Source organism: Pseudoxanthomonas sp. 68-E7, from assembly GCF_057773145.1.
The window spans coordinates 487,463-514,227 of record NZ_JBYMTI010000001.1; the positions used below are offsets into that span (position 1 = coordinate 487,463).

Below are 26,765 nucleotides of genomic sequence, written 5' to 3' on the forward strand. Positions count from 1 at the left end.
GCCGCATGGCTGCTCAAGGGGGCATGGGAAAGCAGGTTCCATCCTGATTGGAGGATTCACCTCCCCCTTGACCAGCCATGCGGCTGTTGAAAGCGAAAAAGGGGGATTGAGGGGGATTTGCTCTTCGCCTTATCCATCGCGCCAGCCAGGCAACTGCTAGCATCCCGCCATGGATTCCCTCTCCCAGATCGTCCTTGGTGGCGCCATCGCCGCCGCCATCGCGCCCGCCGGGCATCGCCGCGCCGCGTTGCTGGCAGGCGCCGCGCTGGGCACGTTGCCCGACCTCGACAGCCTGCCGATCGCGCTGCTCACCGATGATCCGGTGGCGCTGATGACGATGCACCGCAGTTTCAGCCACTCGCTGTTCGTGCTGCCGTGGGTCGGCTGGCTGATCTGGTGGCTGTGCAGGCGCCGCGGCGGTCGCGTCGCGCAGGCGCCGGCGCGCTGGTTCTGGGCCATCCAGCTGGCCCTGATCACCCATCCCTTGCTCGACGCCTTCACCGTCTACGGCACCCAGCTGTGGTGGCCGCTGCATCCGCATCCGACCATGTGGTCCAGCGTCTTCATCATCGATCCGCTGTACACGGTCTGGTTGCTGGTTGCCTGTGCGCTGGCCTGGTGCTGGCGCGACCGGCGCGTCGCCCAACGCGCGCTGCTGGCGGGACTGGTGCTGAGCAGTGCCTACCTGGGCTGGTCGTTGCTGGCCAAGGCGCAGGTCGATCGCGCCGCCGAACGTTCGCTGGCTGCGATGGGGCTGAAGGACGCGCATCATTTCAGCGTGCCGATGCCGTTCAATACCCTGCTGTGGCGGGTCGTGGCGATGACACCTTCCGGCTACGTCGAAGCGGAGTATTCGGTGGTCTCCGACCGGGGTGCCATGGCGTTCCGCGGCTATCCCTCCCAGGTGCAGGCGCTGGCCGAGGCCCGCGATGTTCCGGCGGTGCGGCGCCTGCAATGGTTCAACCGCGGCTTCATGCGCGCGCGGGTGCGTGGGGACGGCACGCTGGTGCTGTCGGATCTGCGGATGGGTCTGGAACCCGACTACACCTTCAGTTTCGAGGTCGCGCGCCGCCGGGACGACCGCTGGCTTGCGATACCGCCGGTGCAGCAGCCGTGGCACTCGCCGATCTCGGGCTGGCGCGGACTGCGCACCCTGCTGGCCGCGACCTGGCAGCGCATCTGGCATGCCGACGCCGGGCCGCTGCGCGGCGCCATCGTGGAAGAACCCGCCGTGCCGGGCGACACGCCGGTACCGGGCGCGCCTTGATCCCGCTCGTGCGGCGGATCGCGACGCGACCTCCACGGAATCAGTAGACCGTCGCGCTGGCCTGCACGAAGGCGTAGAAGAACACCGCGTTGGGATCGTTCTGCACGTCGTTCATCTCGCGGCGCATGCCCTCGACCACGTCGGGGGTGACCCGGCCGGCGTCCAGCAGCTGATCCGACGCCGACAGCAGCAGTTCCTCCCAGAACGCGATCATGGTCTTGCGCCGTGCCGGTTCGCGGTTGTCGAAATGGAAGGTCTTGATCTCGGTCTGCACGTCCCGGTAGCCGCCGGCCAGCAGCAGGTTGCCGAGCTTGGCGCCGACGAAGGGATCGCCGCCGTTGTCGTACTGGAAATCGTTGAATGCCATCCAGTAGCGCCAGACGTTGGGCGAGTAGGGATGCAGCAGGAACGAGGAGTTCATCACCTCGGTGACGTAGACCGGCGATCCCGGCGCCAGCACGCGCCGGACCTCGTTGAGCACGCGTTGCGGCGAGGGCACGTGTTCGAGCACCCAGCACAGGAACGCCGCATCGAAGCTGCGCGGTTCGAACGGCAGGTTGGTGGCGTCGGCCTCGTGCAGTTCGTAGCGGTCCCGGTACCAGGGCATCTGCGCCAGGTTGCGGCGCGCGGCCTCCAGTTGCAGCGGGTTGAGATCCACGCAGGTCATGTGGATGTCCGGGAATCGCCGCAACAGGATCTCGGTCTGCGCACCGACCCCGCTGCCGACTTCCAGCGCGCGGCGCGCGCCGGTGTAGTCGATGCGGCTGAAGATGGTGGATTCGGCCAGTCGGGCCTGCTTCATCAGGCGGGCCTGTTCCACCGGCGAGAAACCATGCAGATACGCGGGAGACGGGGATTCGCTCATGGCACGGCTCCGGTCAGGCGGCGGCAGGCAACTCCGGGGTGACGCCGGCGATCAGGGCGTCGAAATAATCGGCGGTCAAGGCCACTTGCGCTTCCGCGGTCTCGGCGCGGTTGACCACCGCGCGGAACGCGGCGTTCTCGGGCCGATCCTTCGCGTACCAGCCCAGGTGCTTGCGGGCGATCCGCACGCCCTGCGCTTCGCCATAGAACGCATGCAGCGCGTGCAGGTGGCCGAGCAGGACATCGCGGACCTCGACCAGCGTGGGCGCGGGCAGGCTTTCGCCGGTGGCGAGGAAATGCGCCACCTCGCGGAAAATCCACGGCCGGCCCTGCGCGGCGCGGCCGATCATCACCGCATCGGCGCCGGTGACTTTCAGCACCGCCGCCGCCTTTCGCGGTGAATCGACATCGCCGTTGGCGAACACCGGTATGTCCAGTTCGGCCTTGATCGCGGCGATGGTGTCGTACTCGGCCAGGCCGGTGTACTGCTGATCGCGGGTGCGGCCATGCACCGCGAGCGCGGCGATGCCGCTGGCCTCGGCGATGCGCGCGATCACCGGCCCGTTGCGGTGGTCGCAATCCCAGCCGGTGCGGATCTTCAGGGTCACCGGTACGTCGACCGAGGCCACAACGGCCTCCAGGATGCGCGCGACCAGTGGTTCGTCGCGCATCAGCGCCGAGCCGGCCCAGGCATTGCAGACCTTCTTGGCCGGGCAGCCCATGTTGATGTCGATGATCTGCGCGCCGTGATCGACGTTGTAGCGCGCGGCCTCGGCCAACTGGCGCGGCTCGGTGCCGGCGATCTGGACGCTGATCGGAGCCGGTTCGCCTTCATGGTCCATGCGCCGGCGCGATTTGTCGGTTTTCCAGAAGCGCGCATCGCTGATGGTCATCTCCGACACCGCCAGCCCCGCACCCAGCCGTTTGCACAGCTGCCGGAACGGCTTGTCGGTGACCCCGGCCATGGGGGCCAGGATCACCGGGGTATCGATGTGGTGGGGGCCGATGCGCATGTGCACATTGTAGTGCGGCGGATGCGCGGGGATGTGTGCCTACAGCCGGGGCCAGGCCTGCAGGGTTCCGGCCAGGTACAGCCCGCCGAGCATGAGGCAGGCCGCCGAACTGATGATCCAGAAGCGGACACCGTTGTAGCCGGGCCGAAATCCGGCGATGACCAGGCCGGCAACGCCGCGCAACAGCAGGAGGGCGGTGATCGCGGGCAGGATGAAGCGGGCGGCCGGCAGGGCGGGGAGCATCCCCGCGCCGGCGAGCGCGTACAGCGCCCAGATCACCAGCACGAGCGTGATCGCGCCGGTGATCAGCGTCGGCCGCCAGCGGCGCCCGCGCGACCAGCGGACCATCCGTTCGCCGGCGCCCAGGGCGTCGTACCAGGCAGGGCCGAAGACAATGCAGCCGACATGCAGGGCAGCGGCGAGCGCCGTGCCCATGGCGGCCAACAGCAACCCATTGTTGCCTTCCATAGGGAGTCTCCTGAATCGGGACCCGATGTTGGCAGTGCGCGTGCGTGGGCTCAACGCGACGGAAGGTCGCAGCGAAGGAAAACGAAGCGGAGGACGATTTTGTCAAATCGACAAGCGCTTTTTCCATCGCCGGTCAGGACGACCGATGCGTGCGGCCATGCCGTCGCCGTGCCACATCGCGCGGGCACGGCGTCGCGGCGCCCGTCCGCCGTCGACGGGAACGACGGATCGGGCCGCGCGGAATCAAATCAGACGGTTTCGTCGACCACGTCGGCATCCGGCGCGTTGTTCTTCACCGAAGCGATACCGCTTTCGCGGCCGGATTCGGATTCGTACATTTCGCTGGTGCCGATGACCTGCCCGTTGCCGGCCAGCAGGTTGAAGAAGAACTTGTTGTTGGTGGATAGCTTGCGCTCGTAGCGGGCATCGTCGGCGCCGTTCTTCTTCACCGAATCGATGCCGTTCCTGCATCCAGCCTTGTCGGCGTAACCCTGGCTGCCGAGGATGACCTGGCCGTTGCCGGCCTTCAGGTTGAACTGGAAATCGCCGTTGCTGCGCTTGCCGATCACGAATTTGCCTGCCATGGAATCCTCCTTGGGCCGGGGTGGCCTGGCGAGCTTAGCCGTGGCTTCTTAAGGATCCGTGACGGCGCGGCGGCGGCGCGCGCGCCAGAACAGGAAGCCGGTGACCAGGAAAAACAGCGGCAGCAGGCCAGAAGCGGCCACCGCCCATTGCCAGGGCCAGCCGCCGATGAAGCCGCCATGCAGGGGATACATCGCTTCGTCGATGCGCGCGCCCGCGCCCTGGCGGGTGGCGGCGTGGATCTGGACCACGCGGGCGGCGTAGGGATCCAGCCAGACCTGGCTGCGGCCGTTCGGATGCCACTCGCCGACCGCCCGATAGCGGATCGCGACCAGCGCGTCCTGGTCGTCCGGCGGCGAGATGCGCCGCAGTTCACCGCCTTCGACCGCTGCCTGCGCGGCGCGCAGGATCGCGGCCCAGTCGACCTCGGCCTGGCGGGAGGCCATCGGCAGCGGCGGCACCACCTCCGGACCGTCGTCGAAACTCCAGCGCAGCGCCGGCCGCACCGCGTCGTGATAGACGATCGCCACGCCGGTGACCGTCGCCAGCAACAGCAATGGCAACAGCAGCGCCCCGGTGCTGCGGTGCCAGCTCAGCCAGCGCCGGGTGGGAGGGCCGGCATGCCAGCGCAGGCTGGCGGCGAGCGCGCCCTTGCGCGGCCACCACAGGTACAGCCCGGACAGCAGCAGGAACACCGCGATCAGTCCGCACACGCCGAGCAGATCCTCGCCGGTTTCCCCGTACAGCAGGTGCGTGTGCAGTTCGCGCAGCCACAGCACCGGGTCGTTGTCGGCGTTGCGGATCAGCAGCAGTTCGCCGCTGGCCGGATCGAAGTAGCGGCGTTCGCCGTCCGGAAAGTACGCCTGCCAGACCGGCAGGCGCTCCGACGGGATGTCCGCCGAGCGCAGGCCGCGCGGTTGCCATTCGGCCAGGAGCCGCGTGAACGCCTGCGCCTGCGCCTCCGCATCCGGCAGCGGGCGCCGGGTCCACTCCAGATGCTGGGCGAGCAGGATCTCGCGCTGGAAGGTCAGCACGGTGCCGCTGAGGGCGACCAGCGCGAACACCGTGCCGACGATCAGTCCCAGCCACAGGTGCAGCCACTTCAGCGCGCCGCGAACGCGGTGGCGTGGCGGCGCGGAAGGAGACGTGGCCTGGCGATGCGGCATGCGGGGCGTTGTGTCAGGGGCTTAGAAGCGGTGTGCCCAGCTCAGCGAGAGCACCCGTCCGCGACCGGCGACATAGGTGTCCTCGCGCGGCGTGCTCTGCGAGTAGTAGGTCACGTACTGCTCGTTGAACAGGTTTTCGATGCCGACGCTGAGCGTGCCGACGGGCAGGCGGAAGCGGCTGAGCAGATCCACGGTGGTGTAACCGTCGAAACGGGTGTTGGGATTGGTGACGCCGCGGAAGTCGAAACTGCGGTCCTCGGAGCGGCTGGCCTGCAGGCGCAGGTCGGCCGAAGGCGTCACCGGCACTTCCCAGAAGGCGGTCCAACGGTCGGGGCTGACGTTCACGCCGGGCAGATCGCTGTCCACGCGGTTGTCGCGATCGCTGTCATAGCGGCCCTCGCTGCGCGCGTAGGCGATGCCGGCGCGCATGCCGTTCCGCGCCTGGTAGGCGACGCTGCCGTCGATGCCCTTGATCTCGGTGCGCTCGCGCGCGACCTTGTAGGTGCGGGTGGCGGTATCGTAGTTCAGGCGCGCGCCCAGATCCGAATCGGACCAGTACGCGGCCAGGTGCACCAGCCAGCGGCCGTCGTCGTAGTCCAGGCCGATTTCCTGGTTGTCGGCGATCACCGGCTGCAGATCGACCAGGCTGTCGACCCGCTGATTGGGCGCGTTGATGCCGCGCAGGACGCGGCCGATGTCGGCGACGGTGTAGCCCTCGGAGTAGGAGGCGTAGAGCTTCAGCGCGTCGGTGGCTTCCCAGACGATGCCGGCGTTGGGCATGGTCTCGCGGGTTTCCGGCTCGCCGCCCTCGACGAAGTAACGGGTGCCGCGGACGCCCGGCGGGTTGGTCCGTTGATCCGGAACCGTCAGGTAGTCGTCCACCTTCAGCTTGCCGCGCTCGTGGCGCAGGCCGGCGGTGAACATCAGCGATTCGGTCATCCACCACTCGGCCTGCACGAACGGCGACCAGGATTCGTAGATGGTTTCCGGCACCCAGGCCATGCGCGCGCGCACCAGTTCCTGCCGGGTCTTGTCGCGGGCGATGTCCAGGCCCAGGGTCACGCGCAGGTTCTGGTCGAACAGGTTGCCGCGCGACCAGCTGAACTTGCCGCCCAGTTTCTCGGACAGGTTCTGCGATTGATCGAACCAGTGCGGATCGCGGCCGTCGCCCCAGAAGTCTTCCCAGTCGGTGCTGCCGTAGCGGCCCTTGAAGTCCACCCAGTACAGCTGCGCCTGCACGTAGCCGCCGGCCAGATCCTTGTCGGTGTAGTCCACGCCCAGGGAGGTGGACAGGTTGCGGGTTCCCTCGCCGGGCTTGCTGCCGCGCCTGGAAGTCGCCAGCTCGCCGGTCGCCGGATTGCCGTTGACCGTCACGTAGTCGTTGTTGCCCACCAGTTCGTAGCGGTTGGCGCTGAGCTGCAGGCGGCGGTTCCCGTCGATGTTCCAGCCGGCCTTGGCGAACAGGTTGTGGCTGCGCGCGTCCATCAGGTCGCCCTGGATGTCGTTGACCGCGATCGCGCGGCCGTCGCCGTCGTGGTACAGGCCCTCGCTCGCATACGACGCACCGCCGACGAAGTCGAACGCGCCTTCGCGCATGCCGAACACGTAGGAGGCGCGGTATCCGGTGCTGTCGCTCTCGTGCGGCAGCGCGGTGCTGGCGCCGACGGAGACGTCATGGAAGCGATCGCCATCCTTGCGTGGCGCGCGCTTGGTGATGATGTTGATGATGCCGCCGGAAGCGCCCAGGCCCTGCAATGCGTTGGCGCCGTGGATGACCTCGATGCGCTCGATCATCGCCGGATCGATGGTATGGCCGTCACGACCGCCTTCGCGCAGCGGCGTGGACTGCGGCACGCCATCCACCAGGTACAGCGGCTTGCGCCCGCGCAGGTTCTCGCCGGCATTGGTCAGCTTCTGCCGCGACGGCGTGAACGAGGGAATCAGGTTGGCCAGCACCTGCGACAGGTCCTGGGTCAGCGCCAGTTGCTGATCCAGCTGGACCTTGTCGATAACGGTGATCGTGTTGGGCAGCGCGGCGGCGGAGTCGGGGATGCGGCTGGTGCTGGCGGAGACGCTGACGCGGTCCAGTTCGACCGGTGCGTCCGCGCTGGCCTGGGCGAGCGCGAGGGAGGGGAGGGCGGCCAGCAGGGCCGTGGCGAGCAGGTGGGGACGGAATGCGTGCATGGGGGTGGGGGCGGCAAGGAACGCCTCATTGTAAATGAGAAACGTTATCAGTACGAGTCGGTGAGTTTCGGGGAGACACGAGACCGCTCGGCCTTTTAGGAGGTTTCCGATGGCCCGGGCCGATGCCTGCGTGGTCTTTTCCCTGGTGCTCGCCGGAACGGGGAAAACCCCGCGGCGCCCCGTCCGGAACCTCCACTGATCACATGAACCACTGGAACATCGAATCAAACGCCCGTCCATCCGGCGCCGAATCCGCCGACGTCACCCCGACGCCACCGCGCTCGCCCGCGTCGCCGTTCACGACGCCGCAAGAGCCGCGGCTCAACGAAGCGGCGCTGACGGCGATGGCGCGGGCGCGACAGACTTTCTTTGCCGGCCTGGGCAGGGTCGCTCCCCACGCACTGGCGCCGCCGCGGCATCCGGTCTTCGCCGGGGGACCGGTCTGGCCGGCATTGCGGCAGGCATGGCGGGTCATCCATCGCCCCGACACGACACTGGTATGCAGTGACGGCCTGTCGGATCCGTTCGATCCCTTCGATCCCGACAATCCCTTCGGCGCCGCGGGCGCCCGCGCGGTCACGCCGGGACTTGGCCTGGAGGTCTATGCGGAAGCGCGCGGCCGCTTCGATGACGTCGCGAACTCCTGGCTGTTCGATCTCGTTCACCAGGTCAGCCAGAACGCGGCGATGCACGGTCGCTTCCTGCCGCTGCTGCGCGAGCATGGCGTGATGAGCCTGCAGATGGCGCTGTCCGGACTGCCGGAGGGCTGGCTTTCGGTGGGCGGGCTGGCGACGGTCCTGGTTGGCGTTCCGGCTGCCGATGTTCCTTCCCGGTTTGCAACACCGCACGGACCGGTGAGCGTGGTCGCGCTGACCCTGGTGCCGGCGGCGCGCAGGCGCGCGCTGGAAGCGGAGGAGGGCGGTTTCGCAGGCCAGGTCCGGGCCGTGGCCGAACGGTTGGGCCGGGTGCCCGGCGGGCACGTCAACGATGTGCCCCAAGCGCAATGGAGCCACGCATGAAGCGGTTTCACGGCTTCGCCGCATCCTTCGCCGCCGCGTTTCCCGCGGCCAATCCGATGCCGCCCGTGTTGTGGACGACCCTGGAATGGCTGGAGGCGTGGGGCTTTGTGACCACCAGTGAAAAGGGGATGTGCGCGCGTCTGTATCCGGGGGACGAGCCGGGCTCGTCCCGGGTCACCCTGAGAATGCCGAAGGTCGCGGAGACGCAGGCCTGGACGCGCTGCGAACGGGCCCAGGTGACGGATCGGCTGGTCCTGTTCGTCGATACGGGCATCGATGGCTCACAGGCGGGACTGTGGCTGGACGATCAGGGCCACCAGCGCCTGGTCCACGTCGGGGCAACCGAAGGCCCCGGCCTGTTATGCGAACTGGCGGATGATCCGATGCACCTGCTGAGGCTGTTGGCGCTGGGCTATCCGGAACTGTCCGCGCCGGACTACTTCGGCATGACCGCCGCCGACGCCTACGCCATGGGGTATGGGCCGGCAGACGGATACCTGCCTCCCGTCCGCTTCCGCGCGCATGTGGAGCGTGACTTGGATCTGGATGTTCCCAGCACCGCTTCCGTCATCGTCCGCCGCACCGCCAGCATTCATGATGCCCATTCGGAGGACCGCTTCTGGCGCTGGCTGGCGGACGTGAGACGCGCATCGGCCTGATCCGGTCGGCGTGGCGCGACCCCGGCCACGCGGCCGTGCGTACCCGCGGGCGTTCAGTCGCCGAAGCGTGCCCGCAGGTCTGCCAGCATCGGCATCGCCAGCGCCGCGCCGGCGCGCTCGGTGGACAGCGCCGCGTATCGGTTGGCGAAGCGCACGTGCTCGGCGAACGCGGCGTCGGGCGCGCGTGCCAGCGATGCCGCCAGCGCGCCATTGAACGCATCGCCCGCGCCGGTGGTGTCGATCGCGGCCACCGATTCGGCGGGATGGCGGTAGAAGGGCTTGGCATCGCCACGCAGGTGTTCCTCGGCGTGCGAGACGAACACGCCGGTGGCGCCGAGGGTGATGACCACCGTGCCGCGCGGGAGCACTTCGCGACACAGCGCGTGCAGGCGCTGGCCGTCCAGGGCGGCGACATCCTCCGGCGCGACGCGCTCGCCGACGTGGCGGGCGAGCAGGGCGGCGAACTCGGTCTCGTTGGGGGTCAGCACGTCGGCCAGCGACAACAGTTCGGGCGTGGTCGAGGCGTTGGCGGGGGCCGGATTGAGCAGCGTGGGCACGCCATGCTCGCGCGCGGCGCGCAGCGCGGCCAGCACGCTGTCGAGCGGCGATTCCAGTTGCACCAGCAACGCGCGCGAGCCGGTCACGGCATCGCGCTGCGCGTCGACGAAATCGACCGACAGATCCGCATTGGCGCCCGCGCCGATCACGATGGTGTTGCGTCCCATCGCATCGACGTAGATGCCCGCGGTACCCGTGGGTTCGGCCGATGCCTGCGCGATCAGCGTCACGCCATTGTCGGTGGCCAGTCCGCGTGCCAGTTGCCCGCCGGCATCATCGCCCAGCGCGCAGACGAAACGCGTCTCCGCGCCGGCACGCGCCGAGGCGATGGCCTGGTTGAAGCCCTTGCCGCCCGGACCGGTGTCGTAGCGGCCGGCGATGGTGGCGCCCGGCGCGGGCAACTGCTCGCAGCGCCAGACGTGATCGACATTGAAGGAACCGACGAGGGTGACGGTGGGCATGGAGGTAATCGGCATCAGAAGGGACGGCAGGGCCGCGGGCGCGGTGGCGCCGGCGGCGGAGGAACAGCGGGCGGCTCAGCCGAAGTGGGTCAGTACGCCGGCAATCGTGGCGGTCATGAACGTGGCGATCGAGCCACCCAGCACGGCGCGCAGGCCGAACCGCGCCAGGTCGGCGCGGCGCTCGGGGGCGAGCCCGCCGATACCGCCGATCTGGATCGCGATCGAGCTGAAGTTGGCGAAGCCGCACAGCGCGTAGGTCGCGATCAGGCGGCCCTCGTCGCTCAGCATCATGCCCGGCACCTGGCCGTTCACGACCTTGGCCAGTTCGGTATAGGCGACGAATTCGTTGATCACGACCTTCTGGCCGATCAGCGAGCCCACGGTGGTCGCGTCCGCCCACGGCGTGCCGATCACCCAGGCGATCGGCGCCAGCAGGTAGCCGAGCAGGGTGGACAGGTTGGTCGGCTTGCCCAGCATCGCCTGCAGGCCGCTGATTTCACCCAGCCAGGTCAGCGGCGCGTTGAGCAGCGCGATCAGGGCGATGAAGGCCAGCAGCATCGCGCCGATGTTCAGCGCCAGGCGCAGGCCGTCGCCGGCGCCGGCCGCGGCGGCGTCGATGACGTTGCTGGTGGTCTTCTCCACTTCCATCTTCACCGTGCCGCGGGTCAGCGGCGTGCCGGTTTCCGGGATCAGCAATTTGGCCACCACCAGGGTGGCGGGCGCGGCCATGATCGACGCGGCCAGCAGGTGCTTGGCGTAGAACGCCTGCTGCACCGGATCACTGCCGCCCAGCATGCCCACGTAGGCCGCCAGCACGCCGCCGGCGATGTGCGCCATGCCGCCGATCATCATGGTGATCAGTTCGGACTCGGTCATCCGCGGGATGTACGGACGCACCGTCAGCGGCGCCTCGGTCTGGCCGATGAACACGCTGGCGCAGACGCTGGTGGTCTCGGCGCCGGACACCTTCATCACCTTGGTGATCGCCCAGGCCATCGCCCGCACGATCGCCTGCATGACGCCCAGGTGATAGAGCACGCCCATCAGCGCTGAGAAGAAGATGATGGTGGGCAGCACCTGGAAGGCGAAGATGAAGCCGACCTTGGTGGTGTCCATCAGGCCGCCGAAGATGAAGTTGGAGCCTTCGTTGACGAAGCTCAGCACCTTCACGAAGCCCTTGCCCAGCGAATCGAACACATCGCGGCCGCCGGGCACCAGCAGCACGATGGCGGCGAAGCCGATCTGGAGCAGGATGCCGGTGACCACCAGCCGCCAGTCGACGGCGCGGCGGTTGTTCGAGAACAGCCAGGCGATACCGATCAGTACCGCCAGGCCGAACAGGCCGAAGCCAATCCGCCCCAGAGCTTCCACCATGCAATCCCCCAGACCACTACGCGTCGTTCAAAGGCGGGCAGTCTAGCAGGCCGGCCCGCCCGGCCTGCCTGAACCGGCCGGGGGGACGCCGCGTTCAGCCCACCCCGAAAACGGCCACCCAGGCCGCCAGGCCCAGGAACACCAGCGCCGCGACCGTGCGGGCCAGCTTCAGCGGCAGGCGATCGGCGAAGCGGTGGCCCAGCCAGACCACCGGCAGGTTGGCCACCAGCATGCCCAGGGTGGTGCCGGCGATGACCTGCCACAGCGGGTCGTAGCGGGTGCCCAGCAGGACCGTGGCCACCTGGGTCTTGTCGCCGATTTCGGCCAGGAAGAAGGCGATCGTGGTCGCCACGAAGGCGCCGTAGGCCGGCAGCTTTTCCTTGTCCTCGTCCAGCTTGTCCGGCTTCAGCGTCCACAGCGCCACCGCCAGGAAGCTGGCGGCCACGCCCCAGCGCAGCACGTCCGGCGACAGCCAGCGGGTGAGTTCGGCGCCCAGCCAGGCGGAGATGGCATGGTTGACCACGGTTGCGGCGAGGATGCCCCAGGCGATCGGCCAGGGCTTGCGGTAGCGGGCGGCCAGCAACAGGGCGAGCAATTGGGTCTTGTCGCCAATCTCGGCGAGGGCGACCGTGCCGGTGGACACCAGCAGGGCTTGCAGCGACAGCATCAGGAACTCCGGGGCCGGGCTTCGCATGGACGCGAAGGCAAACGCACGCAGCCCGGCCCGGGTTGCGTCGCGCTTGCCTTCGGTCTTGCCCGACTAAGCCTTCGCTTCGTCCCCGGCACCATGGCGTGCCGCCAAGTGTGTTGATGCAGGGTATCCGCACGCGGCGGACGGGCTACTCCCCGGAGGTAAGTGCGCGCATTCTAGCGGAGGCCCGCGGGCGCGGGCGTAAACTGTTCTCATTTGCGCGCGTGCGCGAGGTCGCCATATGCAGTACCGCCGCCTGGGAACCTCCGGATTGCAGTTGTCGGCGCTGTCCTTCGGCAGCTGGGTGACCTTCGGGGATCGCATCGGCCGCGAAGGCGCGCGCGAACTGCTGGCCTGCGCCTGGGACCACGGCGTCAATTTTTTCGACAACGCCGAAAGCTATGCCCACGGCGTGTCGGAAACGGTGATGGGCCAGGCGCTGCGCGATCTGGACCTGCCGCGCGACGGTTTCTGCATTTCCAGCAAGGTGTTTTTCGGCGCGGCCGAGGCGCCCGGCCCGACCCAGCGCGGGCTGTCGCGCAAGCACGTCACCGATGCCTGCCACGCCGCGATGGCGCGCCTGCAGGTCGATTATCTGGATCTGTTCTTCTGCCACCGCCCCGATCCCGAAACCCCGATCGAAGAAACGGTCTGGGCGATGGACACCCTGATCCGGCAGGGCAAGGTGTTGTACTGGGGGACCTCGGAATGGCCGGCCGTGCAGATCCGCGAGGCCGCCCGCATCGCCCGCCAGCACCATCTGCACGGCCCGACCATGGAGCAGCCGCAGTACAACCTGCTGCGCCGGCAGCGGGTGGAACTGGAGTACGCGCCGCTGTACGCGGAACTCGGCCTGGGCACCACCATCTGGTCGCCGCTCGGGTCGGGCCTGCTGACCGGCAAGTACAACGACGGTATTCCGGAAGACACGCGCCTGGGCCATGCCGGCAACGAGGAACTGCGGCGCATGGTGATCGGCGCCGCCGACGATCGGAAACTGGAACGCGCGCGCCGCTTCACCGCGCTGGCGGCCGAACTCGGTGAAGCGCCGGCTCCGCTGGCGATCGCCTGGTGCCTGCGCAATCCGCATGTCTCCACCGTCATCACCGGCGCCAGCCGGGTCGAACAACTGCAGCAGAACCTGGCCGCCATCGAACTGGCACAGCGCTACGACGAAACCATTTGGGAACGCCTGGGCGCCGCCGCCAGCTGACGACGGACAAAGTGCCTCCCCCTCCCCCGTTCACGGGGGAGGGCGGGGTGGGGGCCAAACGGAGCCAGTGAACGTGCTGGGCTGATCGAGATATCGAACGTCACCCGATCCAGCCAACGCGCGCGCATGACTGATGACACGGCGTGACTCCCGGCAGGGGAGCCCATGCCGCGCCGCTGCGGATACTGCGGCCCTGTCCGCGGGAATCGCCATGAGCTACGCCATCCAGACCTTCGATCTGCAACGCCGCTTTCCCGGCGGCTTCGGCGTGCAGTCGCTCAACCTGCACGTGCCGGAAGGTGCCGTGTACGGATTCCTCGGCCCCAACGGCGCGGGCAAGACCACCACCGTGCGCCTGCTGCTGGGCCTGCTGCATCCGGATCGGGGACGGGTCGAACTGTTCGGCCAGCCGCTGGCGAAACATGATCGCAAGGTGCTGGCGCGCGTCGGCGCGCTGGTCGAGTCGCCCTCGCTGTATCCGCACCTGAGCGGCCGCCAGAACCTCGAAGTGACCCGCCGCCTGCTGGATCTTCCGCGCACGCGCATCGACGAGGTGCTGGAGCTGACCGGGTTGCGCGATGCCGGCGATCGACGCGTGCGCGAGTACTCGCTGGGCATGCGCCAGCGCCTGGCGCTGGCGTTGAGCCTGCTGCCGTCTCCCGGCCTGCTGATCCTGGACGAGCCGGGCAACGGCCTGGATCCCGCCGGCATCCTCGATATGCGCCGGCTGCTGCGCGAACTGGCCCGGCAGGGCATCACCGTGTTCGTGTCCAGTCACCTGCTCAGTGAAATCGAATTGATCGCGGGCCACGTCGGCGTATTGCAGGCGGGGCAACTGCGTTTCGAGGGACGCCTGGAAGAGCTGCGCGCGCGTGCGCGTCCGCGCCTGCAGATCCGCTGCGACGAGCCGGCGCAGGCGGCGGAGACATTGCGCCAGGCGGGCGAGCGGATCAGCGATATCGATGCGGAGGGCCTGAAGGTGCACCTCGGGCCGCGCAGCGAACAGGACATCAACCGGCTGCTGGTCGGTTGCCGGATCGGGGTCTCCCATCTGGCGCGCGAGGCGGTATCGCTGGAATCGCTTTTCTTCGCCCTCACCGGCGATCTTCCGGAGGAGTTGGCGGCATGAGCGGGATCATCACGGCCACCCTGCGCGCGGTTTCCGCGGAGTCGCTGAAGCTCAGGGGCACGCTCGCGTTGCGCCTGTGCTTCATTGCGCCCGGCCTGGTGGTGCTGCTCTCCGTGCTGCAACTGCTGTTGAGCAAGGGCGGCCAACCATTGGCGACGCCGGCGCTGGCATGGGAACGCTTCATCCAGGGCGTGATGTTGCTGTGGGCCTTCCTGATGCTGCCGCTGTACGTGACCCTGCAATCGGCGCTGCTGGCCGGACTGGAGCACGGCGAGCGGCAGTGGAAACACCTGCTGGCATTGCCGCTGCCACGCAGCGCGCACTACCTGGGCAAGCTGGCGATCCTGATCGGCATGGTGGTGCTGGCGACACTGGTGCTGGCCGCACTGATCCCGCTGGGCGGCTGGGTGCTGATGCATACGCACAATCCCCTCGGCCTGGGGGGCGCGGTGCCGTGGACCTTCCTCGGACTGCGCGCGCTGGTCGTCCTGGCGGCATCGGGCTGCATCATCGGCCTGCACCTGTGGATCGCGCTGCGCTGGACCAGTTTCACCGTCGCCGTCGCCACCGGCATGACCGCCACCGTGGCCGGCTTCCTGATCGGGCAGTCGGCGCGCTTCGGTCCCTGGTACCCGTGGACCCTGCCGATGCAGGTGTTCGCCGGCCGAGGCGAACTGATGGGGCAGGTGGCGCTGGCCGGCATGCTCGGCGGCCTGGCCACGGTTGCCTTGGGACTGTGGGATTTCCTGCGCCGCGAGTACGCCTGAACGGGCTTTTGGCGGTCCCGACGGCTACGGCGGCGCACCTGGAAAAAAGATTTGACTAGTCAATGAGAATCATTATCATTTGAGTGGCCCGACCCGGAGCCACCACCATGATCTCGAACGTCACTTCATTGCCGAACGTCGAACCCCTGTCCCTGCGTGATCGCCTGCCCACGCGGCCGGCCGCGTCCGCCGAGGAACCACTGGACAGCCATGTCCTGCTCAAGGGACAGCGCGAAGTCCTGATCCGTCATGGCGACAAGATCTATCGCCTGCGCCATACCAGCAACGACAAGCTGATCCTGACCAAGTAACACCGCCGCCGCGGCCGCGCCCCAACGCGCTCTCTCCCCGACGGGGCGCGCCGCCGCGGTGGTGACCTTCTCTCTCCACCTGGGCGCCAGCCATCGGTTCGACCGGCCCGCCAGCCTTCCAGGTTTCCTCCACAACGGCGTGCATGCGTGCGCGCCGGGAAACCGAACAAGGACTGCCGTAAGCCGATGATCCGTCCGACCCTGCTCACCTCCGCATTGTGGCTGGCCTGCGCAAGCATGGCCCAGGCTGGAACGCCTGCCGACGCCGCATCCGCCGGCACAGCACCCACCCGCGAGTTCGAGCGCATCCAGGTCACCGCGACCCGTAGCGAACGCGAGATCGCCGACGTGCCCAATACCGTCAGCGTGATCGATCGCGAACAGATGGATGACCACCTGATCCGCGACATCAAGGACCTGGCGCGCTACGAGCCGGGTGTCAGCGTCACCTCCAGTTTCGGCCGCTTCGGCATGGGCGGATTCCGCATCCGCGGCCTGGATGGCAACCGCGTGCGCATCCAGACCGACGGCATCGCCGTCTCCGATGCGTTCTCGATCGGCAGCTTTTCCAACGCCGGCCGCAACCTGGTCGATCTGGACACGATCAAGCAGGTCGAAATCGTGCGCGGCCCCTCGAGTTCGCTGTACGGCTCCGACGCCCTCGGCGGCGTGGTGTCGTTCATCACCAAGGATCCCTCGGATTATCTGGGGGACGGCAAGGACGCCTACTTCGGTTTGAAGCTGGGGTACGAAGGCGATTGGAAAGGCCTGTTCGGCAGCGCCACCACCGCCTTTGGCGGCGAACGCTGGAGCGGCCTGGCGGTGGTCGGCCATCGCCAGGGCAAGGAAACCGGGAACATGGGGCGCACGGGAGGCGAAGGCGCCGCGCGCACCCAACCGAATCCGCAGGAGCGCGATGGCCGCAGCCTGCTGACCCGCCTGGTATTCGCACCGAACGAACAGCAGCGATTCCGCCTGACGTTGGAAGGGACGGAGGACAACACCGACACCAACCTGCTCAATTCGCTCGGCTTCCAGGCGGCCACCCGGGCCACCAACACGGCGGTCACGGCGCGCGACCGCCAGACCCGCGCGCGACTGTCGCTGGCGCACGAGTGGGACGATTTGGGCGCGGGCTTCGCTGACAGCCTGGACTGGCAGATCTATCGCCAGGACAGCGAGACCACCCAGTACACGCATGAGGAGCGCACGCTGGCCGCGCCCGTCCTGCGCGATATCCGCGACCGCGTGTTCAATTTCGACCAGCGCACCCATGGCCTGCAGGCCAACTTCCGCAAGCATTTCGAAACCGGCGCCGCGCAACACGATCTGAGTTACGGGGTGGACCTGGCCTGGACCCGGACCCGGCAGAAGCGCGACGGTGTGCGTACCTTCCCGCTGACCGGCGTCACCACGCCGGTGATGGCGCCGGATACCTTCCCCGTGCGCGATTTCCCCAACAGCGAAACCACCGTGGGCGCGTTGTACGTGCAGGATGAAATCGCGCTGGCCGACGGCCGCCTGCGGCTGGTCCCCGGGCTGCGCGTGGATCACTACCGGCTCAAACCGAAGGTCGACAACATCTTCGCCGAGGACAATCCGGGCGTGCGCGCGGTAAGCCTCAACGAAACCAGCGTGTCGCCCAAGTTCGGCCTGGTCTGGCATTTCAACGACGCGTGGTCGCTGTTCGGCGGCTACGCGCGCGGCTTCCGCTCGCCGCCGTACAACGACGTCAACATCGGCTTCACCAATGTCCAGTTCGGCTACACCGCCATCGCCAATCCGGACCTGAAGCCTGAAACCAGCGACGGCCTGGAACTGGGCCTGCGCTTTTCCGGCGATGCCGTCTACGCCAGCCTGTCCGGCTACTACAACCGGTATGACGACTTCATCGAATCCAACCGCAACATCGGCACCAATGCCGAGGGCTTGATGGTGTTCCAGTCGCAAAACATCGCCGAAGCCGAGATTTACGGCGCCGAGGTGAAGGCGGGTGTCGATTTCGGCGCGCTGTCGGCCGCCTGGGACGGCTGGTCGATGCGCGGTTCGGCGGCCTGGTCGCGCGGCAAGGACAAGACCGACGACACCTGGCTGGACAGCGTGGACCCGCTGACCGCGGCGTTGGGAGTGGCCTACGACCAGGCGCAATGGGGCGTGGAACTGGCGGGCCGTTTCGTCGGGCGCAAGCGCCATGCCTCCGCCAGCAACCTCTACCGCCCGGGTGGTTACGGCGTGCTGGATCTGTACGCGCACTGGGAATTCGCGCCTGGCGCGAAGTTCAACCTGGGCGTCTTCAACCTGGGCGATCGGCGTTACTTCGATGCCGGCGACCTCGCCCTGGTGGCCGCCACCAGCAATGCCCTGGATCGCTACACCGCGCCCGGTCGCACGCTGTCGGCCAGCGTGGCGGTGAGCTGGTAGCGATGGCCGCGCGCGTATTTCCGCCGCAGCTCCGGATGCCGGACGAGGGGCGGGAACCCGCGCGCCTGCCCCGGCCGCAGCAGCTGGCCGCGCTGGGTGCGGTGTTGTGCCTGTACCGCGCCGAGCAGGGGGGCGAACTGGCCGGCTGGGAGTTGGCCAGCGGCGTCCAGGTCCGCGCGGGGCTGGACAGCGACGGGCTGCGTGAATCCCTGCAGTTCGTGGATGCCGGCGGCCGCTGTTGCTGGCGCCTGTTCCTGCTGCCGGACAGCGATTTCCTGGCCTGGGACCGCCTGCTGTCGCGTTGGCCGCAGGAGGCGGGCATGGAAGCACCTGCCGGTGTCGGCGAGCGCCTTTGGCGACGACTGGCCGGTCGCCTGCGCGGTGAGCAGTGGCGTGCCGCCGTCCTGCGCCTGCACGAATTGCCGGGCGGGGAAGGCCGGCCGGTACTGGCCGCCAGCCTCGCCCGCCTGTCTTCGCTGGGTGCGGCCACCGCGCGTGCCATCGCGCGCGGCGAAGGCGTCGATGATGAAACCCTGTCGGACGAGTACTGCTGTCTCTCGTCCGCACCGTCGCGAGCCCGCGACATCCCGCACGGTAGCTACCCGGACGCCGTGATTTCCTGGAAGCCAAACGAGAGAACCCACGCATGAAACGCCTGTCCTGCCTGTCCCTCCTTCCCCTCCTGATGACGGTCGCCGCCGGCGCCTTCGCGCAGGACGCGGATCCCGCGCGCGATCGCGCTTCCATCCTGGCCATGCAGGGCGAATACACCGTCGATTTCGCATTCGACGAAACCGTGTTGCTGCAGCCGGGCTACGAACGGCAGGCCGCGATGCGCAGCGGCGGCGATGAAACCGTCATCGTGGTCGAGGACACCCCGCACCGGATCGTCCTGCAGCACATCCTGGTGGATGCCAAGAGCGGCCACGTCACCAAGCACTGGCGGCAGGACTGGGTCTACGAGGCCCCCCAACGCTTCCAGTTCACCGCCGACCAGACCTGGAGCCGTGAGGCGATTCCCGCCGAAGCCACGCGCGGCGCCTGGACCCAGTGCGTGTACGAAGTCAGCGACGCTCCCCGCTACTGCGGCACCGGCCGCTGGACCTATCGCGACGGCCATCCGACCTGGACCAGCGACCTGTCCTGGCGCCCGCTCCCGCGCCGCGAATACACCCGGCGCAGCGACTACAACGCGATGTCGGTGATCAACCGCCATACGCTCACCCCGAACGGCTGGACCCACGAACAGTTCAACACCAAGGTGCTGCGCAAGCCCGATGGCAGCCAGGTGCAACTGGCGCGCGAGTTCGGTTTCAACGACTACATCAAGACGAAGGACATCGACTTCAAGCCGGCCTACGACTACTGGAAGGGCACCGCGGGCTACTGGGCGAAGGTGCGCGGCCGTTGGGATCGTTTCCTGGCGAACGATACCGGCGTGCATCTCAAGACCAAGATCGATGGCATGGCGATGATCATCCCGCTGTTCACCCAGGCCGAGGCGCAACAGGAAGGCAAGGCGGTCAGTGATGCGGAAATCGACAAGGTGTTCGCGGCGTGGGTGGAACCGGCGCCGGTCGCCGATACCGCCGCCCGGTAAATCCGCGATGCGGGACACATCGCCACCGCTGCCGTTGTTGCCGCTGGTGCTTGCCAACGCGGCCTGCATGATGGCGATGAATGCCTTCATCGCGTTGCTCGGGCCATTGGCGCGGACGCTGGGACTGGCCGAATGGCAGGCGGGCGCGTCGGTCACCGTGGCCGGCGTGCTGTGGTTCCTGCTGGCGCGGCGCTGGGGCCGGTTGAGCGATCGGCTGGGGCGCAAGCACGTGATCGTGACAGGCATCGCCGGTTTCGCGCTGTCCTGCCTGGGGCTGGCGGCCGGCGTGCACTGGGCGTTGCTGGCGGTTCCCGGCACCTGGATCAGTTTCCTGCTGCTGCTGGCCGGGCGCGGTGCGATCGGCGCGTTCTATGCCGCGGTGCCGGCGGCGGCCAACGCGATGATTGCCGATCGCACGCCGGTGGAACGGCGCACCGCGGCGATGGCGACGCTGGGCGCTTCCAGCGCCATCGGCCTGGTGCTCGGTCCGTCGCTCGCCGGTTGGCTGGTCGGCGACGGGCTGGTGCTGCCGCTCTACGCCATGGCGGGTCTGGCGGTGCTGGCCCTGGCCGTCGCATTGACCGGCCTGCGAGGCGGCCATGTCCATGCGCCCGGTGGAGTGTTGCCGGTGCGCATGGGAGATCCGCGGTTGCGCATACCGATCGTGGTGGCGTTCGTGGCGATGGGCAGCGTGGCCATCGCCCAGATCTGCGTGGGCTTCTACGCGATGGACCGCTGGGGGCTGTCGCGCGAACACGCCGGACGGGTGGCGGGGCATGCGCTGACCGCGGTGGGTGTGGCGCTGATCGCCGCGCAGATGGGCGTGCGGCGGCTGCGGTGGCCGCCCCGCGTACTCATCGGGCGCGGGGCGGGCCTGGCGATGCTGGGGTTTCTCGCGGCGGGATTCACCGCGGCGTCCTGGCAATTGATTGCCAGCTACTTCGTGATGGCGCTGGGCATGGGCCTGGTGTTCCCCGCGTTCGCCGCGATGGCGGCCAACGCCGTGGCCGCGCATGAGCAGGGTGCGGCCGCCGGCGCGGTATCCGCGGCGCAGGGCGTCGGCATGGTGCTGGGCCCCTTGCTGGGCGCGCTGCTGTACGGCATCGCGCCCGCGGTGCCGTTCCTGGTCGGGGCCGCGCTGCTCGCGCTCGTCGCGCTCTGGGTTGGCGGTGCGCGCGACCGTAGCGTTGCCGCGACCGCGGACGAATCCGCCTGACACCGGGTGAAAAAAATGCCCCGGAAACTCCGGGGCAGGGGATTCACTTGCGCGTTTCTAATGGGAATGTCCAACAAGAATGCTCAGACCGGTATGCCCGGCGGCGGGGGAGGCGGTGGTGGCGCGGGAGGTGAAGGCACGGAAGGGGCCTTCGGCGCGACCGGCGGCGCGGGCGGCACGGGCAAGGGCGCGCCGGCATCGCCGCTGTACGCGTGGATCTTGCCGTTGCGTTCGACCATCACGACCTGCTGCCGACGGGAGGTGGTCACGGTCGACGGCGGCGGAGCCGGCGGCGCGGGGATTGCGGCGGCCGCCGGAGGTGCCGGAGGCGCTTTCGCGGCCGGGGAAGGTGGAGTGGGGGGCGGAGCCGGTGGAGCGGGCGGCGTCGGCGGGACGGGGATCCGCAACGGCATGGCGCGCGGAATCTTGATCGCACTGGTCGCGCTCCGGCGATCACGCAGGTATTCGACGTTGACGCTGCTGTCGGCCGGTTTTCCGCGCAGGGCTTCCATCACGTCGCGGGGCGTGCCGACCTCCTTGCCTTCGACGCGCCGGATCACGTCGCCGGCCTGCAGGCCTTCCAGCTCCGGTCCGGTCGACAGCACCAGCACGCCGCGATCCGTGCCGAAGTATCGACCCAGTTGCGCATCCACCGACGACAGGTTGAGGCCGTTCCAACGATAGGCCTCGGCCAGCCGCGGCATCAGGCAATCCTTGCCGTCGGTGCAGTCGGTAAGTTCGCGCACGCGCATCAATTCGCGCTGGATTTCCGGGGTGATGGCCAACTCGGCGGGTTTGAAGTCGAAAGCGCCGAAGTTGAAATTGTCGATCGTCGCGACGCCGTCCCCATCCGGCGACAACACGATGCGGGTGCCGCGTTCGTCGACCGAACCGTCGTCGGTGAAGACCAGGACCGGCCGCCCAGCCTGGGGCATCACTTCCACCGCCTGCTGGCGGCCATCGCGTTGGAACTCGACCTTCACCGGCACGTCCGTCTCCAGCCCCGACAGGGCAGCGCGTGCGTGCTCCAGGCGCTGCTCGGGCGTACCGCCGGTGATCGCCTTGCCATTGATCTTCAGCAACTGATCGCCGGATCGCAGGCCAACCCGCGCGGCGCCGCTGTCCGGGGTGACGCCAGTGACGCGGACGCCCGTCCGCGCATCCGGCGCCAGCAGCACACCCAGCATTGGACGCCGCTCGATGCGCTGGCGCAGCGCCGCCATCTCATCGGCACGCGTCAGTTCGGCCATGCGGCGGGCGGCACGCTGCAATTCCGCGCGCGCCGCGTCCAGTTCCTTGCGCTGCGCTTCCCGCTCGGCGGTGCGTTGCGCCGCGACCCTGGCGTCCTCCCGATAGGCGGCGGCGTTGTCCTGGGCCTGGCTGGTGAAAGCCAGGCCGACGGCGATGGCGAGCACGGCGATGCTCAGGTTTCGGGTGTTGGGTTTCATGATCACCTCGGTGGTTCCTCGTGTTCCTCAATAGACCTGGGCTACGGCGCCATCGGTCGGGTAGCCATTGGCCGCCATCCAGCGCTGGGTGCTTTCCACGCCGGCCAGGCGTTGCAGGACCGCGACCCGTTCGCGCCACAGGCCGACGCGGGTATCGGCGGCCAGATCCGGCTGCGACAGCGCGACGTCGATCCCGGCTACGCGTTCGTTCAAGGCGGTGCTCAGCGCCATGGCCGGACCACTGGCCACGCGGTCGTCGCGGATCTGCGAAAGCAGCGCCTCCAGCCGTGCGGATTCGGTGTACAGGGTTTCGAGCATGGCCGGCGAAGCCGGCGTGTCGCCCGCACCGGTGGCCTGGCGAACGGGGGCGGCGGCATCTTTCGTCCCGGTGGTGGCGACGGACGGGCCTGCGTCGAGCAGGTTCGTGCCGGAACTCCCGGACGCGGGAGCCGGGCGAGCCGGCGCTTTCTTGTCCCGCGGCGCGCGCACCGGCGTGACGGCCAGTCCGGTATCCGGCGACGCGGGGGCGTCGGTGGAAATGGACGCCGCGCGCTTGCCATCACCGACCGCATCAAGGGACCTGTCCGCCGGAGTGGCTGCAGGCGTGGCGGCGGCGACCGACGTTGCGGGCGTTCGTTCCGATGGCGTGATCGATGGCGTCGCCGCCGGCGGAACGGAAGCGACGACGGGTGGCGATTGATCCGGCGTGGCGCCGCGCCAGGGCACGACCACGGCGAGCGCCAGGCAAGCCGCGACGGCGGCGGGAATCCAGACCCGGCTGCGGGACCGACGCGCGGGCAATGCGGCGGCCACGCGGTTCCAGCCGCCGGCGGGCGGCGTCTCCAGCGGCAGCGCGGCAAACGCCTGGCCCCAGTCGTCGGGCGCGGGGCGCCCCGGTTGGCGTGCATCAGGCATGGGCGGGTTCCTCGATCTGCAGCAGCGTCCGTAAGCGGCGGGTGCCGCGCGAAAGCTGGGATTTGGAAAAACTGGGCGTGCGTTGCATCAGGCGGGCGATTTCCTCGTGGGTATAACCCTCGGCGTAGTACAGCCACAGCACGCTGCGGGTGGCCGCCGGCAGGGCGCCCAGCGCGCGTTGCAGCATCGCCGCGTCGGCGGCGGCCGGGGGCAGGTGGCCCTGGTCTTCGGGAAGATCCTCCTCGTCCATGGCGATCTCCATGTCGAAGCGGCGGTTGCGGCGCAGCTTCATCAGGGATTCGTTGACGGCGATCTGGCGCAGCCAGCCCCAGAACGGGCTGCCGCCGCGGAAGTCGTCGAGGTGGTGGAACAGTTTCAGCATGGTGTCCTGCAGCACGTCGGAGGCTTCTTCCCGATCGCCGCAGATGCGCAGCGCCAGGGTGAATACGGGCCGCTCGAACCAGCGATACAACTGCTCGAAGGCGTCCTGCCGCCCCGCGCGGGCGCGGGCCAGGAGGGTGTCGGGCACATCGATGGCGAAGCTGGATACGGGTGGCATGCATTCATCCAGATGCCGGGGGCGCCAAAAGGGTCGCAGCCGGGCCCCACAATTGTTCCAACCCGGCCGGCGGTGCCCCGGGGGCCGTCTATACTCGCCTATTACTAAGGACTGGAAAGGGGATCACCATGTTCACCTCGGCTCTCACCACGTTCGTGGTCGCCGCGATCGGCATTTTCATCATCATCACCTTCTTCAAGGGGGTGCGGGTGGTGCCGCAGGGGTACGAGTTCACCGTCGAACACTTCGGCAGGTACACCCACACCATGTCGCCCGGCCTGCACTTCCTGATTCCGTACATGCAGGGGGTGGGGCGCAAGGTGAACATGATGGAGCAGGTGTTCGAGGTGCCGTCCCAGGACGTGATCACCAAGGACAACGCGGTGGTGAAGGTGGACGGCGTGGTGTTCTTCCAGGTGCTGGACGCGGCCAAGGCGGCGTACGAAGTGGCCAACCTGGACCAGGCGATGATCGCGCTGGTGCAGACCAACATCCGCACCGTCATCGGTTCGATGGACCTGGATGAATCGCTCAGCCAGCGCGAGACCATCAACGCCAAGCTGCTGGGCGTGGTCGACCACGCCACCAGTCCGTGGGGCGTGAAGGTCAACCGCATCGAGATCAAGGACATCCAGCCGCCACGGGATCTGGTCGATTCGATGGCGCGGCAGATGAAGGCCGAGCGCGACAAGCGCGCCTCGATCCTGGAAGCGGAAGGTTCGCGCCAGTCGGAGATCCTGCGCGCCGAAGGCGAGAAGCAGTCGGCGATCCTGGAAGCCGAGGGCAAGCGCGAAGCCGCCTACCGCGAGGCCGAGGCGCGTGAGCGGCTGGCCGAGGCGGAAGCCAAGGCGACCGCGCTGGTGTCCGAAGCCATCGCCAAGGGCGATGTGCAGGCGATCAACTACTTCATCGCGCAGAAGTACGTGGAAGCGTTCAAGGAACTGGCGACCGCACCCAACCAGAAGTTCGTGCTGATGCCGATGGAAGCCAGCGGCGTCATCGGTTCCATCGCCGGCATCGCCGAGCTGGCCAAGGACGCGTTGAACCAGCAGCAGGCGTCGATCGCGTCGCGGCCGCCGCGCATCGGAGGCTGAGATGAGCTTCAAGTTCGCGATCTGGGCCGGCGCCGCGTTGCTGCTGTTCGCGGCAGAGACCATGGCACCGGGTGCCTTCATGCTCTGGTTCGGCTTCGCCGCCGCCGCGATGGCGGTGGCGGTCCTGGTGCTGCCGGAACTGGGCTGGCTGTGGCAGGCGATCCTGTTCTCGTTGTTCGCGGTCATCTCGGTCGGCATTTACCTGAAGTGGTTCCGCGGTCGCGGCCGCCGCAGCGACCAGCCGCTGCTGAACCGGCGCGCCGAACAGCTGATCGGCCGGGTGCTGGAACTGGACCAGGCCATCGTCGACGGACGTGGCCGGGCCAAGGTGGACGATGCCTTCTGGTCGGTCAGCGGTCCGGATCTGCCGGCCGGCGCGCGCGTGCGGGTGGTGGCGGTGGACGGGATGACCCTGAAGGTGCAGGCACACTGACCCGCGCGTCTCACGGCGACGCGCACCGCGCCACCGCAAGGGCGGGACGCCACCGTGGCGTATCGCCGGGAGTGCGCGAGAACGGGTCGGGATCCCGTTCGCCGGCTTCCCGCTCCAGGGGACACGTCCGCACCATGCGCCGGCGTCGGGGGCGTTGCCGCGCCCCATCTGGGATAATGGCGTTCTTTGCCCCGGAGCCGCCATGACCCAGAAGACCATCCTCAACGACACCCATCGCGCGCTTGGCGCCAAGATGGTCGATTTCGGCGGCTGGGACATGCCGATCCACTACGGCTCCCAGATCGAGGAACACCACCAGGTGCGCCGCGATGCCGGCATGTTCGACGTCAGCCACATGACCGTGGTGGATCTGCATGGCGCCCGCACCCGCGAGTTCCTGCGCCACCTGGTGGCCAACTCGGTCGACAAGCTGAAGGTGTCCGGCAAGGCGCTGTACACCTGCATGCTGGACGCCGGCGGCGGCGTCATCGACGACCTGATCATCTACTTCATGGACGAGGCGTTCTTCCGCCTGGTCGTCAACGCCGCCACCCGCGACAAGGATCTGGCGTGGATCCAGTCCCAGGCCGCGGCATTCGGCGTGGAAGTGAAGGAACGCCCCGAGTTCGCCATGATCGCCGTGCAGGGCCCCACCGCCCGCGCGAAGGTCATCGGCCTGCTGCGCGAAGCCGACCGCGCCGCCGCCGACAAGCTGTCCCGCTTCGCCGCCGTGCAGGCGCAGAGCAGCGCGGGCGTGCCGCTGTTCGTCGCCCGTACCGGTTACACCGGCGAGGACGGATACGAGATCGTGCTGCCGGAACAGGATGCGGTCGCCTTCTGGAACGCACTGCTGGACGCGGGCGTGAAGCCGGCCGGCCTCGGCGCGCGCGACACCCTGCGCCTGGAAGCCGGCATGAACCTGTATGGCCAGGACATGGACGAGTCGGTGTCGCCGTACGAGGCCGCGCTGGCCTGGACGGTCGCCCTGGACGCCGGTCGCGACTTCATCGGCCGTCCGGTGCTGGAACAGCAGAAGGCCAACGGCGCGCCGCGCCAGATGATCGGCCTGGTGATGGACGAGAAGGGCGTGCTGCGCCATGGCCAGACCGTCCTGACCGCCAACGGCAACGGCGAAATCCTCTCGGGCACGTTCTCGCCCACCCTCGGCAAGGCGATCGCTTTCGCGCGCGTGCCGGCCGGCGAGCCCGGCGCGGTCCGCGTGGACATCCGTGGCAAGGAAGTCCCGGTCCGGGTGGTGAAGTTCCCGTTCGTCCGCGACGGCCAGGCCCAGCCCGGCGTGCTGGGTGAATGAAAACGATGGCGGTCCCGGTCGTTGGACCGGACCGCTTTCAT

The 26,765-nt window shown here is 68.5% G+C and carries 26 protein-coding genes; 14 read left to right on the plus strand and 12 right to left on the minus strand.

What is annotated here, in order from left to right; translation table 11 throughout:
- Positions 1 to 169: 169 nt before the first annotated feature.
- Complete coding sequence (locus tag AC3DE2_RS02325; protein ID WP_488424917.1) at positions 170 to 1,267, plus strand: metal-dependent hydrolase; 1,098 nt, start codon at positions 170 to 172, stop codon at positions 1,265 to 1,267.
- A gap of 40 nt (positions 1,268 to 1,307) precedes the next feature.
- Here the strand turns inward: AC3DE2_RS02325 and AC3DE2_RS02330 are convergent, their stop codons facing one another.
- The 6 genes from AC3DE2_RS02330 to AC3DE2_RS02355 form a co-directional block, all read right to left on the minus strand.
- Positions 1,308 to 2,132: a class I SAM-dependent methyltransferase gene (locus AC3DE2_RS02330; protein ID WP_295375025.1), complete on the minus strand. Its 825-nt coding sequence runs from the start codon at positions 2,130 to 2,132 to the stop codon at positions 1,308 to 1,310.
- 13 nt (positions 2,133 to 2,145) lie between these two features.
- A complete protein-coding gene (gene dusB / locus AC3DE2_RS02335) occupies positions 2,146 to 3,144 on the minus strand; it encodes a tRNA dihydrouridine synthase DusB (RefSeq protein ID WP_488424919.1) in 999 nt (332 codons plus the stop codon).
- Between the two features lie 39 nt (positions 3,145 to 3,183).
- Complete coding sequence (locus tag AC3DE2_RS02340; RefSeq protein WP_488424921.1) at positions 3,184 to 3,612, minus strand: hypothetical protein; 429 nt, start codon at positions 3,610 to 3,612, stop codon at positions 3,184 to 3,186.
- A gap of 248 nt (positions 3,613 to 3,860) precedes the next feature.
- Complete coding sequence (locus AC3DE2_RS02345; RefSeq protein ID WP_488424922.1) at positions 3,861 to 4,196, minus strand: YegP family protein; 336 nt, start codon at positions 4,194 to 4,196, stop codon at positions 3,861 to 3,863.
- 48 nt (positions 4,197 to 4,244) lie between these two features.
- Positions 4,245 to 5,360, minus strand: coding sequence for a PepSY-associated TM helix domain-containing protein (locus AC3DE2_RS02350; RefSeq protein ID WP_488424924.1), 1,116 nt, complete (start codon positions 5,358 to 5,360; stop codon positions 4,245 to 4,247).
- Between the two features lie 21 nt (positions 5,361 to 5,381).
- Positions 5,382 to 7,544 (minus strand): TonB-dependent receptor, encoded by a 2,163-nt coding sequence (locus AC3DE2_RS02355; RefSeq protein ID WP_488424926.1) that lies wholly within the window; start codon positions 7,542 to 7,544, stop codon positions 5,382 to 5,384.
- Positions 7,545 to 7,747: 203 nt separating this feature from the next.
- Here AC3DE2_RS02355 and AC3DE2_RS02360 point away from each other — a divergent pair, with 203 nt between their 5' ends.
- Positions 7,748 to 8,563 carry a hypothetical protein gene (locus tag AC3DE2_RS02360; RefSeq protein WP_295375009.1) on the plus strand — a complete coding sequence of 272 codons (816 nt, stop codon included), beginning with the start codon at positions 7,748 to 7,750 and terminating at the stop codon, positions 8,561 to 8,563.
- A complete protein-coding gene (locus AC3DE2_RS02365; protein WP_488424927.1) occupies positions 8,560 to 9,222 on the plus strand; it encodes a hypothetical protein in 663 nt (220 codons plus the stop codon). The genes AC3DE2_RS02360 and AC3DE2_RS02365 overlap by 4 nt, the downstream gene beginning before the upstream one ends.
- A gap of 53 nt (positions 9,223 to 9,275) precedes the next feature.
- Here the strand turns inward: AC3DE2_RS02365 and AC3DE2_RS02370 are convergent, their stop codons facing one another.
- From AC3DE2_RS02370 to AC3DE2_RS02380, 3 genes are all read right to left on the minus strand, one after another.
- Positions 9,276 to 10,241, minus strand: coding sequence for a ribokinase (locus tag AC3DE2_RS02370; RefSeq protein ID WP_488424928.1), 966 nt, complete (start codon positions 10,239 to 10,241; stop codon positions 9,276 to 9,278).
- A 75-nt stretch (positions 10,242 to 10,316) separates the two neighbouring features.
- Complete coding sequence (locus AC3DE2_RS02375) at positions 10,317 to 11,615, minus strand: NupC/NupG family nucleoside CNT transporter (protein ID WP_295375000.1); 1,299 nt, start codon at positions 11,613 to 11,615, stop codon at positions 10,317 to 10,319.
- A gap of 94 nt (positions 11,616 to 11,709) precedes the next feature.
- Positions 11,710 to 12,282, minus strand: a complete 573-nt coding sequence (locus AC3DE2_RS02380; protein ID WP_295374997.1) for a TMEM165/GDT1 family protein — start codon at positions 12,280 to 12,282, stop codon at positions 11,710 to 11,712.
- Positions 12,283 to 12,547: 265 nt separating this feature from the next.
- Here AC3DE2_RS02380 and AC3DE2_RS02385 point away from each other — a divergent pair, with 265 nt between their 5' ends.
- The 8 genes from AC3DE2_RS02385 (at position 12,548) to AC3DE2_RS02420 (ending at position 20,963) form a co-directional block, all read left to right on the plus strand.
- Positions 12,548 to 13,519, plus strand: a complete 972-nt coding sequence (locus AC3DE2_RS02385) for a potassium channel beta subunit family protein (RefSeq protein WP_488424929.1) — start codon at positions 12,548 to 12,550, stop codon at positions 13,517 to 13,519.
- A gap of 211 nt (positions 13,520 to 13,730) precedes the next feature.
- A complete protein-coding gene (locus AC3DE2_RS02390; RefSeq protein WP_488424931.1) occupies positions 13,731 to 14,648 on the plus strand; it encodes an ATP-binding cassette domain-containing protein in 918 nt (305 codons plus the stop codon).
- On the plus strand, positions 14,645 to 15,415 hold the full coding sequence (locus tag AC3DE2_RS02395) for an ABC transporter permease (protein ID WP_488424932.1): 771 nt from the start codon (positions 14,645 to 14,647) through the stop codon (positions 15,413 to 15,415). Before AC3DE2_RS02390 ends, AC3DE2_RS02395 begins: the two co-directional genes overlap by 4 nt.
- Before the next feature lie 107 nt (positions 15,416 to 15,522).
- A complete protein-coding gene (gene hemP, locus AC3DE2_RS02400; protein ID WP_295374988.1) occupies positions 15,523 to 15,726 on the plus strand; it encodes a hemin uptake protein HemP in 204 nt (67 codons plus the stop codon).
- Positions 15,727 to 15,912: 186 nt separating this feature from the next.
- Entirely contained in the window at positions 15,913 to 18,147 is a 2,235-nt protein-coding gene (locus AC3DE2_RS02405; RefSeq protein ID WP_488424933.1) for a TonB-dependent hemoglobin/transferrin/lactoferrin family receptor, read from the plus strand.
- Positions 18,148 to 18,149: 2 nt separating this feature from the next.
- Entirely contained in the window at positions 18,150 to 18,797 is a 648-nt protein-coding gene (locus tag AC3DE2_RS02410; RefSeq protein WP_488424934.1) for a Hemin transport protein, read from the plus strand.
- Positions 18,794 to 19,747, plus strand: coding sequence for a DUF6607 family protein (locus AC3DE2_RS02415; RefSeq protein ID WP_488424935.1), 954 nt, complete (start codon positions 18,794 to 18,796; stop codon positions 19,745 to 19,747). Before AC3DE2_RS02410 ends, AC3DE2_RS02415 begins: the two co-directional genes overlap by 4 nt.
- 7 nt (positions 19,748 to 19,754) lie before the next feature.
- Complete coding sequence (locus tag AC3DE2_RS02420) at positions 19,755 to 20,963, plus strand: MFS transporter (RefSeq protein WP_488424937.1); 1,209 nt, start codon at positions 19,755 to 19,757, stop codon at positions 20,961 to 20,963.
- Between the two features lie 83 nt (positions 20,964 to 21,046).
- Here the strand turns inward: AC3DE2_RS02420 and AC3DE2_RS02425 are convergent, their stop codons facing one another.
- From AC3DE2_RS02425 to AC3DE2_RS02435, 3 genes are read right to left on the minus strand one after another with little or no spacing between them, the layout of a single operon-like run.
- A complete protein-coding gene (locus tag AC3DE2_RS02425; RefSeq protein ID WP_488424938.1) occupies positions 21,047 to 22,411 on the minus strand; it encodes a PDZ domain-containing protein in 1,365 nt (454 codons plus the stop codon).
- A 27-nt stretch (positions 22,412 to 22,438) separates the two neighbouring features.
- Positions 22,439 to 23,326 (minus strand): hypothetical protein, encoded by an 888-nt coding sequence (locus tag AC3DE2_RS02430; protein ID WP_488424939.1) that lies wholly within the window; start codon positions 23,324 to 23,326, stop codon positions 22,439 to 22,441.
- Complete coding sequence (locus tag AC3DE2_RS02435) at positions 23,319 to 23,885, minus strand: RNA polymerase sigma factor (protein WP_488424940.1); 567 nt, start codon at positions 23,883 to 23,885, stop codon at positions 23,319 to 23,321. The genes AC3DE2_RS02430 and AC3DE2_RS02435 overlap by 8 nt, the downstream gene beginning before the upstream one ends.
- A 128-nt stretch (positions 23,886 to 24,013) precedes the next feature.
- On the opposite strand from AC3DE2_RS02435, the gene AC3DE2_RS02440 reads away from it, so the two are divergent.
- The 3 genes from AC3DE2_RS02440 to gcvT all read left to right on the plus strand — a co-directional run bounded on the left by AC3DE2_RS02440 (position 24,014) and on the right by gcvT (position 26,724).
- Complete coding sequence (locus AC3DE2_RS02440; protein ID WP_295374974.1) at positions 24,014 to 24,979, plus strand: SPFH domain-containing protein; 966 nt, start codon at positions 24,014 to 24,016, stop codon at positions 24,977 to 24,979.
- A 1-nt stretch (position 24,980) separates the two neighbouring features.
- Positions 24,981 to 25,412, plus strand: a complete 432-nt coding sequence (locus tag AC3DE2_RS02445) for an NfeD family protein (RefSeq protein ID WP_295374972.1) — start codon at positions 24,981 to 24,983, stop codon at positions 25,410 to 25,412.
- Between the two features lie 202 nt (positions 25,413 to 25,614).
- The gene (gene gcvT, locus AC3DE2_RS02450; protein ID WP_295374969.1) at positions 25,615 to 26,724 is read left to right on the plus strand and encodes a glycine cleavage system aminomethyltransferase GcvT; all 1,110 of its coding nucleotides are present in this window, start codon (positions 25,615 to 25,617) and stop codon (positions 26,722 to 26,724) included.
- Positions 26,725 to 26,765 lie beyond the last annotated feature (41 nt).

Coding starts and splice junctions, on each gene's coding strand:
- AC3DE2_RS02370 (WP_488424928.1), bottom strand. CDS start 10,241: ATGCCCACCGTCACCCTCGTCGGTTCCTTCAATGTCGATCACGTCTGG.
- AC3DE2_RS02340 (WP_488424921.1), bottom strand. CDS start 3,612: ATGGAAGGCAACAATGGGTTGCTGTTGGCCGCCATGGGCACGGCGCTC.
- AC3DE2_RS02410 (WP_488424934.1), top strand. CDS start 18,150: ATGGCCGCGCGCGTATTTCCGCCGCAGCTCCGGATGCCGGACGAGGGG.
- AC3DE2_RS02425 (WP_488424938.1), bottom strand. CDS start 22,411: ATGAAACCCAACACCCGAAACCTGAGCATCGCCGTGCTCGCCATCGCC.
- dusB (WP_488424919.1), bottom strand. CDS start 3,144: ATGCGCATCGGCCCCCACCACATCGATACCCCGGTGATCCTGGCCCCC.
- AC3DE2_RS02345 (WP_488424922.1), bottom strand. CDS start 4,196: ATGGCAGGCAAATTCGTGATCGGCAAGCGCAGCAACGGCGATTTCCAG.
- AC3DE2_RS02350 (WP_488424924.1), bottom strand. CDS start 5,360: ATGCCGCATCGCCAGGCCACGTCTCCTTCCGCGCCGCCACGCCACCGC.
- AC3DE2_RS02355 (WP_488424926.1), bottom strand. CDS start 7,544: ATGCACGCATTCCGTCCCCACCTGCTCGCCACGGCCCTGCTGGCCGCC.
- AC3DE2_RS02375 (WP_295375000.1), bottom strand. CDS start 11,615: ATGGTGGAAGCTCTGGGGCGGATTGGCTTCGGCCTGTTCGGCCTGGCG.
- AC3DE2_RS02415 (WP_488424935.1), top strand. CDS start 18,794: ATGAAACGCCTGTCCTGCCTGTCCCTCCTTCCCCTCCTGATGACGGTC.
- AC3DE2_RS02420 (WP_488424937.1), top strand. CDS start 19,755: ATGCGGGACACATCGCCACCGCTGCCGTTGTTGCCGCTGGTGCTTGCC.
- AC3DE2_RS02430 (WP_488424939.1), bottom strand. CDS start 23,326: ATGCCTGATGCACGCCAACCGGGGCGCCCCGCGCCCGACGACTGGGGC.
- AC3DE2_RS02325 (WP_488424917.1), top strand. CDS start 170: ATGGATTCCCTCTCCCAGATCGTCCTTGGTGGCGCCATCGCCGCCGCC.
- AC3DE2_RS02330 (WP_295375025.1), bottom strand. CDS start 2,132: ATGAGCGAATCCCCGTCTCCCGCGTATCTGCATGGTTTCTCGCCGGTG.
- AC3DE2_RS02405 (WP_488424933.1), top strand. CDS start 15,913: ATGATCCGTCCGACCCTGCTCACCTCCGCATTGTGGCTGGCCTGCGCA.
- AC3DE2_RS02365 (WP_488424927.1), top strand. CDS start 8,560: ATGAAGCGGTTTCACGGCTTCGCCGCATCCTTCGCCGCCGCGTTTCCC.
- AC3DE2_RS02360 (WP_295375009.1), top strand. CDS start 7,748: ATGAACCACTGGAACATCGAATCAAACGCCCGTCCATCCGGCGCCGAA.
- AC3DE2_RS02435 (WP_488424940.1), bottom strand. CDS start 23,885: ATGCCACCCGTATCCAGCTTCGCCATCGATGTGCCCGACACCCTCCTG.
- gcvT (WP_295374969.1), top strand. CDS start 25,615: ATGACCCAGAAGACCATCCTCAACGACACCCATCGCGCGCTTGGCGCC.
- AC3DE2_RS02380 (WP_295374997.1), bottom strand. CDS start 12,282: ATGCTGTCGCTGCAAGCCCTGCTGGTGTCCACCGGCACGGTCGCCCTC.
- AC3DE2_RS02395 (WP_488424932.1), top strand. CDS start 14,645: ATGAGCGGGATCATCACGGCCACCCTGCGCGCGGTTTCCGCGGAGTCG.
- AC3DE2_RS02385 (WP_488424929.1), top strand. CDS start 12,548: ATGCAGTACCGCCGCCTGGGAACCTCCGGATTGCAGTTGTCGGCGCTG.
- hemP (WP_295374988.1), top strand. CDS start 15,523: ATGATCTCGAACGTCACTTCATTGCCGAACGTCGAACCCCTGTCCCTG.
- AC3DE2_RS02390 (WP_488424931.1), top strand. CDS start 13,731: ATGAGCTACGCCATCCAGACCTTCGATCTGCAACGCCGCTTTCCCGGC.
- AC3DE2_RS02440 (WP_295374974.1), top strand. CDS start 24,014: ATGTTCACCTCGGCTCTCACCACGTTCGTGGTCGCCGCGATCGGCATT.
- AC3DE2_RS02445 (WP_295374972.1), top strand. CDS start 24,981: ATGAGCTTCAAGTTCGCGATCTGGGCCGGCGCCGCGTTGCTGCTGTTC.